Below are 1,626 nucleotides of genomic sequence, written 5' to 3'. Positions count from 1 at the left end.
CACTTTCATTCTACTGGAGATCCGCCAGCAAGGGCTATTTTTATGCTTGTCTGAGTTTTATCTAGCACCACGGGTAAAGTCAATAACTCTTTTATCAGAAACACGAGACTATCTCATTCCTCGTCTTTTATCTGGTGAAATTGATGTATCAAAAGCAGAAAAACAAGTAGAAGAAGTACTTTAAATTGGATATAGATTCGACTAGGAGGTGCAAGCAGCATGGCAACGAGACCTCTGGGTGAAACGGAATTTGAAGAAACAACAATTGAACGTTTAAAGCGGTTAGGCTATGACTATCTTCATGCGCAGGAATTATTTCAACGTGGAGAGCGAGACAGTCTTCACGAGGTAGTTCTTTACGGTCGGTTGGAAGCCTTCTTAAAGAAGGCTTATCCGACCATACCGGAACAAGAAATCAAAAGGCTTGCTCAAATTTTGACGGCGCCGGATGGGGTAAAACTGATTAACCGAAATATGCATTTTCACCAAATGTTGACGAAGGGACTTGAATTTTCTTATGAGGTAAACGATGAAACGTACACGCCTCATGTTTTCCCGATCGATTGGGAACATCCGGAGAACAATGACTTTTTAGTGGTCAATCAATTACCGATTGAAGGACGCATGTCCCGCAGACCAGATATCGTTATATATATTAATGGTTTACCGCTGATTGTGTTTGAGTTGAAAAATCCGAACAACGAGCAAGCGACTGTTTATGATGCATATACCCAAATTCAAAACTATACGTATGATATCTCGCAATTATTTAACTACAACGCTTTTGTTGTCATTTCCGATAACGTGGAAACGAAGCATGGAATGCCGTTTGCCGATTACGATTTCTTTGCCTCATGGAAATCGATTGATGGACGAAATGTGGATAACAACCGCGCCAATACGATGCGCACGCTGATTGAAGGATTATTTCCAAAAGACCGTCTATTAAACTATATTCGTAATTTTATTGTCTTTTTGGAGGAAGGAAGTAAAATTACAAAAATTGGCGCGAAATATCACCAATTTTTTGGCGTAAACTTTGCTGTCAATGAAGCGATCCGTGCAACGCGTCCGGATGGGGATCGGAAAATCGGGGTAATGTATCATACAACGGGTTCGGGTAAATCGCTAAGCATGTTATTTTTCGCAGGAATTTTGTCTCGCCACCCGGAAATGGAAAACCCATCTATTGTCATTCAAGTGGATCGTAATGACCTAGACGAACAGTTGCATGATACGTTTGTGCAAGGAAAATCATACATCGGCCATGTGCATCACGCGGAAAATACCGAACAGTTGCGGACATTACTGAGAGGGGAAGCGGGACAAATTATTTTCTCCACTATTGAAAAATTCCGTAAAAAAGAAGGAGAAACCCGACACCCTGTTTTATCGGAAAGACGAAACATTGTTGTGATTGCCGATGAAGCACATCGCACCCAAGCCGGTTTTGCGGGCGGATTTGCCGCTCAGTTGCGTTATGCTTTGCCGAACGCTTCCTATATTGGATTTACGGGAACCCCGGTCGATTTTGTTGATAACAATACAGAACTGTAGATGAGCAAATTCACTGACATAAATTGACAACTAAACAAAAAAGGAGACATGAACCCGATTCCTTGGTTA

1 protein-coding gene and 1 pseudogene are annotated in these 1,626 nt (G+C 41.6%); both read left to right on the top strand.

Features of this window, described 5'->3' with window-relative positions; all coding sequences use genetic code 11:
• Window positions 1-184 (top strand): hypothetical protein (locus tag ABS784_RS16785; RefSeq protein WP_352513347.1); only part of this gene is annotated, 184 nt, incomplete at its 5' end.
• A gap of 35 nt (window positions 185-219) precedes the next feature.
• Window positions 220-1,551: pseudogene (locus ABS784_RS16780) on the top strand (type I restriction endonuclease subunit R); the annotation flags it as partial.
• Window positions 1,552-1,626: the final 75 nt, after the last annotated feature.

The organism is Geobacillus sp. G4 (assembly GCF_040327975.1).
GTDB lineage: Bacteria > Bacillota > Bacilli > Bacillales > Anoxybacillaceae > Geobacillus > Geobacillus thermoleovorans.
The sequence above is the reverse complement of the archived record's forward strand: the minus strand, read 5'-3'. Positions and strand labels throughout refer to the sequence as shown.